The organism is Bradyrhizobium sp. Leo170 (assembly GCF_004296405.1).
Lineage (GTDB): Bacteria > Pseudomonadota > Alphaproteobacteria > Rhizobiales > Xanthobacteraceae > Bradyrhizobium.
On record NZ_PSRR01000348.1, the window covers coordinates 1 to 9,145 of the forward strand.

Annotated in this window: 7 protein-coding genes and 1 pseudogene; 6 read left to right on the forward strand and 2 right to left on the reverse strand. The window is 63.8% G+C overall.

Translation table 11 applies throughout. From position 1 onward, the window contains the following. Positions 1-291 (forward strand): annotated as a pseudogene (locus CWO89_RS36200) (Na/Pi cotransporter family protein); the annotation flags it as partial. Between the two features lie 249 nt (positions 292-540). After that, the gene (locus tag CWO89_RS36205; protein ID WP_130583189.1) at positions 541-846 is read left to right on the forward strand and encodes a hypothetical protein; all 306 of its coding nucleotides are present in this window, start codon (positions 541-543) and stop codon (positions 844-846) included. Between the two features lie 22 nt (positions 847-868). Here CWO89_RS36205 and CWO89_RS36210 read toward each other — a convergent pair whose 3' ends face one another. Together CWO89_RS36210 and CWO89_RS36215 are read right to left on the reverse strand one after the other, a co-directional pair. Next, complete coding sequence (locus CWO89_RS36210) at positions 869-2,107, reverse strand: cytochrome P450 (protein WP_130583190.1); 1,239 nt, start codon at positions 2,105-2,107, stop codon at positions 869-871. Positions 2,108-2,259: 152 nt separating this feature from the next. After that, positions 2,260-4,107, reverse strand: coding sequence for an outer membrane protein assembly factor BamB family protein (locus CWO89_RS36215; protein WP_130583191.1), 1,848 nt, complete (start codon positions 4,105-4,107; stop codon positions 2,260-2,262). 280 nt (positions 4,108-4,387) lie between these two features. Between CWO89_RS36215 and CWO89_RS36220 the strand changes: the two genes are divergently transcribed. The 4 genes from CWO89_RS36220 to CWO89_RS36235 all read left to right on the forward strand — a co-directional run bounded on the left by CWO89_RS36220 (position 4,388) and on the right by CWO89_RS36235 (position 9,054). Continuing rightward, positions 4,388-4,612, forward strand: coding sequence for a dodecin (locus CWO89_RS36220; RefSeq protein WP_130583192.1), 225 nt, complete (start codon positions 4,388-4,390; stop codon positions 4,610-4,612). Between the two features lie 132 nt (positions 4,613-4,744). After that, positions 4,745-6,616: an AMP-dependent synthetase/ligase gene (locus tag CWO89_RS36225; protein ID WP_130583193.1), complete on the forward strand. Its 1,872-nt coding sequence runs from the start codon at positions 4,745-4,747 to the stop codon at positions 6,614-6,616. Between the two features lie 111 nt (positions 6,617-6,727). Beyond that, on the forward strand, positions 6,728-7,285 hold the full coding sequence (locus CWO89_RS36230; protein WP_130583194.1) for a hypothetical protein: 558 nt from the start codon (positions 6,728-6,730) through the stop codon (positions 7,283-7,285). A gap of 251 nt (positions 7,286-7,536) precedes the next feature. Next, positions 7,537-9,054: an AMP-binding protein gene (locus CWO89_RS36235; protein ID WP_130583195.1), complete on the forward strand. Its 1,518-nt coding sequence runs from the start codon at positions 7,537-7,539 to the stop codon at positions 9,052-9,054. The last annotated feature ends 91 nt before the right edge of the window (positions 9,055-9,145 follow it).

Sequence of the window (9,145 nt, forward strand, 5' to 3'; positions counted from 1 at the left end):
CGGCGCCCCCGCGCCGCCGGATCGCCGCAGGTCATGCCAGCCTCACATGGCGCCGACGTCATGGCCGGTCCGCGCGCGGTTTCGACTGACGAGGCCATGCCCGAGCTTGAGCGTTGTGCGACGCAACTTGGCGAAATGCTGCGCACCCACCGCAGCGCGACGCTGGGCGCGGTTGCCAATGGAACGCTGACCGCCGACGCGGCGCTCGTTCGCGTCGAAACGGTTCGAAGCCTCGAAGCGCTGTCGCGTCACGCCTGGCGCTCTGCAGCCCATCTTGTCGGTCGCGGTTAGCCTAGCGAGCCTCCCCGGCCGACGAACGATCTCGCCATTGCATCCAATTTTAGAGATATCTCGAAGCGACTTTTCAAGGATTTGCGTTACGTGTCGGGTCATGAGCACCCGACCCACACTCTGCTCGCACGCCCTGGCGCTGCGGGCTAGCGAAACCAACACGTAAATCCCTTCCCAATCCCGCGAAGCAATGGCCGCAGGCGTCCTCGTCTGCGAACGGCGGAACTTTGCCCGTGAACAGGACCGACGATGACCGTCTCTTACTTGAGCTTCCGCGTGTCCTACTCGGCCAACCGGGACTGTGTGATCGTCCTCAAGCCGCGGAGGGAGGCTTACCAGGCAGTCTGCGTTGACGCGGCGACCAGGCGGACGATCGGAAGCCCATCGCTCCCGCGCGACTCCAACGGAGCCCGGCCACAGGTCTCGGCCGCGGACGTCATCGGCAGGATCGGCAGCTATCGCCTGGCCTCCGCCGCCGTCGACCTCGAGACGGACGAATTGGCAGACCGCAGCCGCCGGTTATCCAGTCAATTGCGGTCGCGCCGGCGTCTGTAGCGCGGACCTTTGCCCGACCGTTTTACGGCTTCCAGGAGAGCCGCATGGTGTCGGCGCGGCGGATTCCGAAATGGCCGCTGATTTTCGGCGGCACATCCAGGTTGAGCTGCGGTATGCGGGCAGCGATCGCGCTGAGGCTTTCCTCCAATTCGGCGCGGGCGATCGCCTCGCCGATGCACCGATGCGCGCCATAGCCGAAGATCGGATGCAGCCGTGGCTGGTTGGTGCGATGAATATCGAAGATATCAGGGCGATCGTAGGTCATCTCGTCACGCATGGCCGACATGGTCGATAACGTGACAAGCTGGCCGGCCGGGATGACAGTCCCGCCAACATCGACATCCTCGCTCGTGACCCTTGCGGTCCCCCCGACGCTCGGCTCGAAGCGCATCGCTTCGGCGACCGCGCCTGAAACCAGATCCGGATCGCGACACACCTGCTCCCATTGCTCGCGATGCTGAAGCAGAAGAGCGACCTGTACTGCGATCGCGACCCTGGTGGTATCGGTGCCACCGACGATCAGTTGGAAAATTTGGTAAAGCATCTCCTCGGGGGACATTTCACCCGCTTCGGTCGCGGCAGCCAGGAACGCGGACAGAAAATCCCCGCGCGGCCTGCGGCGACGTTCGTCGAGGACTTTATCGACATACTCGCGTAGCCGCTGCCCTGCCTTTTCGACCTCGACGACTTCGTCCGAGCTCAGCCCGAGAAAGAAGACCTTGGACACCACATAGACCAGCAGCATAAACTCCGGGATGTCGTCGCGCGGGAGTCCCAAAAGATCGGCAATGATGCGGGCGGGCAGTTTGGCTGCGAACTCATCGAAGAAATTGACCTCGCCATCTCCGTACCACTCCTCGATGAGGTCCGAGGCCGCGCGGCGAATGCTTGGACGCATCTCATTGATCGCGCGCGCAGCGAATAATCGTGAGAACGGCGCACGGCGGCGCCGATGCACATCGCCGTCGGCCGTCAGCATGCCATAGTCGAATGCATCGAATATCGTTCCACTGCTGAAGCCCTGCATCTCGGGAAAGCTCGTTCCGCTGGGGAGGAAGCGCGGATCCTTGCTCAGACGGTCAACATCGGAGAAGCGCAGCACGAAATATCCGCCAGTCTCGTGCAGCACCACTGGGTATTCCTTGCGGTAGGTGCGGAACACACCGTGAGTATCCGCTTCAAGTTCCGCCACGGTAAGCGTCGGGATTTCGGCGCTAGCGGGGTCAACGGAAAAATTCTTGGCGCTGGTCTCTGCCCTCATCCTACAGTCTCCGCTTTTCCACATGCCCGGGGTCAACGAAGGGGGATGTTGGTCGCGCGGAGTTTCAGCTCGATTTCACAGGATCGTCAGTCTGTTACGTTCGTAACGCGCCCGATCTCTGGCCGGCGCGCGATGTTTTCTGCATCCGCATATCAGGGCCGGCTCACCTCGAACGCGAGCAGCACGTTGCCGGGAATGCCGCTCCATTGCGCATAGCCCGAATTGACATAGAGCATACCGTCCACAATCACCGGGCCGGGCCCATCAATGGCGCCGCCGTGCGCCGGGACGCCGTTCACCGTCTCATAGTCGCGCGCGGTGTCGAATTCCCAGAGCAGCCGCGCATCGTCGGTCGCATAGGCGCGCAGATAGCCGCTCACACCGCCGGAGAAGACAACACCTGGAATTGCGCTAACGGCCGCGGAGAGGGCTGGACTGCATCGCTCGCGCTCACCACAGGAGACCGGCGCCACCTGCATCGCGACCTTGCCATCAGCCAGATTCAGCCCGAACAGACCGCCGCCTGCGTTCGGATCGAGACGCCTTGTGCCGTCGCGGAGAAACCGCACGTCGGAATTCGCGACATAGATCCGCTGCTGATCCGCGGCTGAGCCCCACTCGCTGCCGCCCAGCGGTCCTCCCTTGCCGACCCGCGTTTGCCAGAGGATCTTGCCCTCGTCGTCGGGATCGAAGGCGTGGACTATTCCCGACTTCTGTCCGATGACCAGCATGCGGCGCCCGTCCGGCAAGCTCACCAGGATTGGCGACTGGCCGAAGTCGTGGTCCGGACCGGGATCTTCCGGACAGTTGGTCTTATCATAGCCGAAGCAGGCGACGACATAGCTGTCCTTGGGGGTGGCCTGCCGATGCCACAACATCCGGCCGGTCTTCAGGTCGAACGCAAGAATGGCGTCGCTGGTATCCGCCGGCGGGTTTGAATAGGAGTTGCTGGTCGCGACGTACAGCGCCTGGCGCTTCACGTCGATCGTTGGCGCAGACCAGACCGAGGCGCCGGACGGACCGTAAAGCTGCACGCCCATGGCATTCTTGGTCGTCGGAGCTGGCGTTTCCGGGATCGTGTACGACTTCCAGATCGGCCCGCCGGTCGCCGCGTCCAAGGCCACCACGCTGCCGCGAAACGTGCAGCACTCGTACGAGGCCCGCGATCCCGTCGCTTCCTCGATGGAGGAGACCGGAACGTAGAGGACGCCGGAAAACAGAGTGGGCGTACCGGTAATCCGGGCGGCGGGATGGTCTTCCACCTTCTGCTTCCAGATCAGTACACCCGTTGTTGCATTTACGGCGTAGGCGTTGGCGCGGACATCACCGAAGAAAATCGCGAACTCATTCTTCCCCGGGAGCGGACCGAAGCTGATCGCGGTGCGTACTGGCGCGTCCGTCGCCAGCGTCCAGAATGTGCAGCCGCTCCTGGCGTCGAGCGCGCGCACCTTGCTATCGGTGCCGCCGACAAACAGCATGCCGCCGATCACGGCCGGCTGGGCATTGGCAGTGGAGACGCCCGGAAAGCCGAACGCCCATTTCAGGCGCAACCGTGGCACCCGGTCGGCCCTGAGTCCCGCCATCTCGGCGGCCTGAAACCGGCTGTTGTTGATATCCGCGCCCCAACCGGTCCATCGCGGCCGGTCGAACGCCCCGTCAAAGCCGCGGGCGCCCTCCACGCAGTGCCCTGCTGCATCGGCCGTGGCGGCGGGAGCGCCGTCGCCAGCCTGTTTCCCGGTCACGAAGGAGGCGATCGCTTTGCGCTCATCGTCCGTTCGCTCCTTGACCATGGGAGCCATGCTCCCCGACGTGATCGCTCTGAGCACATGCTCGAACGCCATCGACTGCAATGCGGCGCGGTTGGGAATGCGGCTTTGCGGGTCGCCGGCATCGTGGCACTGGGCGCAGTGCTGCGCGTAAAGCTCGGCGCCGGTCTGCGCTGCGGTGGCGGGAAGGCAGGACCAGATCAAGAGGCCGACGGCCGCAGCGCTCAATCTCATGAGGCTCCCCCCTGGGCGCGACGATCCGAACCTATCGTCTCGGAGACACCGACAACCTGGGGATGATAGCGCGCTCGGGAAACCTCGAACAGTCATAACGTGCGTCGGGCCATGAGCACCGGCTCATTTTGTGGGGCAAGCGGTGAGGCGAGCGGAACTCCAATAGCCGTAAGCTCGTTCAGACTGGACGCGGCGCCGACGCCGACTGATCCTGCGCGGACGTAGTAACAATCCGGATGCGCCGCGAATAACCGGAAGCGCCTTTCAAGGGAGGTTTGCCATGCCTGTGACAACCGAGAAGGACCACGTCTATAAGATCCTGGACCTCGTCGGATCGTCCGAGAAGAGCATCGAGGATGCGATCCAGAACGCCATCGCCCGCGCCGCAAAGACCATTCGCGAGATGAAATGGTTCGAAGTCGTGCAGACGCGGGGCCATATCGAGAAGGGCACCGTCCGCCATTACCAGGTCACGCTGCGGGTTGGATTCACGCTGGAGGAGTGAGTCCGGCATTGCGGGCGCGCAAGCGGCGCCGACATACCCGTTCTTGCGCTAGCTCAAACATCTGAGGTAGTCCCCATGCGACAAATCCATGGTTTTGTTTGATGCTTAACGTCGTCGGGAGGCTATGTGCAGATGGAGAAACTGTCCGGCGCCAATTCGATTCCGCAACTTGGCGCACTGGACACACTTGCGCAGGTCCGTACGCTGCCCGAGCTATTGCGTTGGCGCGTCCGGGCAACGCCTGATACGGAAGCCTACCGGCATTTCGATGCGGCGGCCGGGCGCTGGGTCAGCCATTCCTGGCACCAGATCGATCTGCAGTTCGACCGCTGGCGGCGTGCGCTCGCCGCCGAGGGGTTCGCAGCCGGCGAGCGCGTCGCCATCCTGATGCCCAATGGCATCGAGCATATCGCGATGGACCAGGCCGCATTGTCGCGAGGCCTCGTGCCGGTGCCGATGCACGCGATCGATAATCCCGAAAGCATCGTCTACATCCTCAAGGATTCCGCGGCGTCGCTATTGCTGGTCGACACCATCGACCGCTGGCGGATCCTCGCAAGCGCCGGCGCGCCGACGGACACGCTCAAGCGCGTCGTCTGCGTCGATCTGCAAGGTACCGAAGACCCGGCAATGGCGGATCATCGCCTCATGGCGCTGAAATCCTGGCTGGAGCGCGGACAGGCGGCAGAGGCCGTCATAAACGACGTGGCGTTGCAGCCGGACGATCTTGCCGCGATCGTCTACACCTCCGGTACGACCGGGCGACCCAAGGGCGTCATGCTCTCGCACGGCAACATCGTGGCGAACGTCAAGGCGATCCACGCGCGCATCGCCGCCAGCGCGAATGATGTCTTCCTGTCCTTCCTGCCACTGTCGCACACCTTCGAGCGCACCGGCGGCTACTACTATCCGATCGCGGCCGGCGCCTGCGTTGCCTACGCGCGATCGGTGCAGCAGCTCTCCGATGACTTGAAGCAGGTGCGGCCGACGGTGCTGATCTCCGTGCCGCGGATCTATGAGCGCATCTATGCACTGATCATGCAGCACAGCGAGGCGGCCGGCCGCTTCGAACGCGAATTGCTCGATCTGACCGTTGCCGTCGGCGGACGACGCTTTGATGCGAGGCAGGAAGGCGGCAAGCTGTCGCTGTCCGACCGGATGGTCTGGCCGCTGCTCAAGCGCCTGGTCGCCGACAAGGTGCTGGCTCAGTTCGGCGGGCGACTGCGCGTCGCCGTCAGTGGCGGCGCGGCAATCGGCGAGCGCGTGATCCGGCTGTTCCTCGCGCTCGGACTGGACATCCTGCAGGGCTATGGCATGACCGAGACGTCACCGGTCGTCTCCGTCAATACCGCTGACGACAACGATCCTCGCTCAGTCGGCCGGCCGCTCGACGGTATCGAAGTCAGGATCAGCGAGGATCAGGAGCTGCTGGTGCGAGGGCCGAACGTGATGCTCGGCTATTGGCACCGGCCGGAAGAGACGCATCGGATCAAGCAAGCCGACGGATGGCTGCATACCGGTGATCAGGCCCGCATCGAAGGCGGCCGCATCAGCATCACCGGCCGCATCAAGGACATCCTGGTGACTTCTACCGGCGAGAAGATCGCGCCCGTCGATCTCGAAACCGCAATCCTCGCCGATCCCCTGTTCGAGCAGGCCATGGTGATCGGCGAGAACCGGCCCTTTCTCGCGGCGCTCGTGGTGCTGAATGCGAAGGCCTGGGAGCGGGAGAAGGCCAGGCTCGCGGGCAGCGGCGCGGAGGCGGAAACCGCATTCCTCGTGAAACGGATCGCCGAGGCCGTCAAAGCCTATCCGGCCTATGCGACACCGCGCGCGGTATGGTGGACGCTGGAGCCATGGACCATTGCCGCCGGCCTGTTGACGCCGACGCTAAAGAACAAGCGCCCGGCACTCGAGCATCGCTTTGCCGCGGAGATCGAACAGATCTACGCGCACAAACCACAGGGTGGATCGCGTCCTGCAGCGTCAGCTGCGCGCTCGTGAAGGACATCGTTGCGTCGGAATTCAATTGTTAACTGAGCGAAGAGACCGTAAGAGAAACTACGCTTTGCTCGAACGTTAGGACGTCCTCACAATCCTGCCGGAGAACGAGCCTTGACCTTCCGCCGCCTGATTGCGCCGCTAACGGCAGCTACCATTCTTGCGTTCATCGGAGATGATGCATGGGCGCAGAGTGCGTTTCCGGCGCCGCTGCCAGGCCAGGCAGCGCAGCCGGGCCAGCCGGCGGAGAATGGCAGCCCGCCCGTGGCAAATTTCGTGAGCCCGTTCCCATCCGGCGGCGCGCCACTCATCGCCGTAGCTCCGCAAGAGGAAATCCCCGACCAATGCAGGCAAGAATTTAGTTCGCTGCGGGCAGAAGTCGAGGAGCGGGGTCGGTGGATCAGGGCTGCCGCCGCCCGGCGCGCGTCATCGGACGAAGCCTGCAAGCTGATCGACAAGTACGGTCAGGCCGAAATCAAGTTGATCGGCTATGTCGAGTCGCATGCGGCGAAATGCCGGTTTCCGATTAATATCAGGGACCGGTTGAAGGACGGGCATAAAACCACCGAGACCATCCAGAAGAAGACCTGTACCGCGCAGCAGATGCAGAAGCTGCGGCCGGCTGGTCCGACCGGTGATTTCTGGCCCGAGTCCACCAAACCGCTCATGTAAGACAAGCGCTGTGACGGCCCGATATCCCGTAGGATGGGTAGAGCGAAGCGAAACCCATCAACGTCGGAGCAAGCGGTGAGAATGGTGGGTTTCGCTTCGCTCTACCCACCCTACGATTCCGATTCGATCGTCAAGCAATGACTCTCAGCCGCGGCTTGACTCGCCTCGCCTCCTGTTGATGAAGTGCGCCGCGCCACATCATCCACGACACAAAAGCGGCTGTGAGCAGCCCACTAAATGGAAACGCCTTTATGTTGATCCCGATCGCCGACGTGCCGCGCTGGTATGCTGAACGCCAGCCCGCGGGCACGATCGCCATTCGTCATGGACAGGATACGCTGACCTGGGAGCAACTCGAGCGCGGTGCCAATGCCCGCGCGCGGGCGTTTGCGGCCAAGGGCGTCAAGCCCGGCGACTTCGTCGCGATCGGGCTGCCCAACAGCAACGCATTCTTCGAGACCACCTTCGCGGTATGGAAGTGCGGCGCGACGCCGACCTCGCTGTCCTGGCGACTGCCGCGCGGCGAAGCAGCTGCGGTGCTCGATATCCTCAAGCCCGCGCTGGTGGTGGGCGGCGAGTCCGATTGGGATGCGCCGAACTCGCTGCCGACCGGTTTCGTGCCCGAAGGGTTTTCCGACGAGCCGCTCGCGGCGCCCATCTCGCGCTATTGGAAGGCAATGACGAGTGGCGGCTCGACCGGGCGGCCGAAAGTGATCCTCGATCATCTGCCCGCCGTGGTCGATACCACCATGGCGCCGCCGCTCGGCATCCCGCTTGGCGCCTCCCTGCTCAACCCGGGGCCGCTGTATCACAACGCGCCATTCATCGTTTCGCATTTTGCCTTGTTCGGCGGCGGACGGCTCACCGGCCTGACTAAATTCGATGCCGAGGAGACGCTGCGCCAGATCGAGACCGAGCGGGTGCAATGGATCAATTTTGTGCCCACCATGATGCACCGGATCTGGTCGCTGCCGGACGAGGTGCGCAACCGCTACGATCTCTCCAGCCTGCAGGTCGTGTTCCACATGGCGGCGCCGATGCCGCCATGGTTGAAGGAGAAATGGATCGAGTGGCTGGGACCGGAGCGGATCTGGGAGCTGTATGGCGGCACCGAGCGGCAGGGCTCCTGCATCATCTCCGGAGTCGAATGGCTCGCGCACAAGGGCTCGGTCGGCAAGATCGGCGAGACTGCGCGCCTGCGCATCATCGGTGAGGACGGCAATGACGCAGCTCCAGGCGAGACCGGCGAGATCTATTTCCTGCCCAATGATGGCGCCGGCACCACCTATCACTATCTCGGCGCCGAGCCGAAACGCCGCGCCGACGGCTGGGAGTCGCTCGGCGATATCGGCCGGCTCGATGAAGATGGCTATCTCTATCTCGGCGACCGGCTCGCCGACATGATCCTGCGCGGCGGCGCCAACATCTATCCGGCGGAAGTCGAGGCCGCGGTGTGCGCGCATCCCGATGTGCGCTCCTGCGTCGTGGTCGGCCTGCCCGATCCCGAATTCGGCCAGCGCATCCATGCGATCCTCGAGTGCGATCCGGCGGTCGACGCGCAGGCGATCGCCGACGGCATGGGCGATTTCCTCGCCGACCGGCTGAGCCGCTACAAGCATCCGGAGAGCTTTGAAATCGTGGACGCGCAGGTGCGCGACGATTCCGGCAAGGTCCGCCGCACGCTATTGCGCGACGAGCGCGCGGCATGGCTGAAGGAGAATCGCGCATTCCGGATCATGCCGTCGCGGGTGCACGCGAAGGCGGAGTGAGCCCACGCCGTCATTCCGGGGCGCGCGTCAGCGCGAACCCGGAATCCATTTCTCCACTTACGCATGCGGCCCGATGGATTCCGGGCTCGCG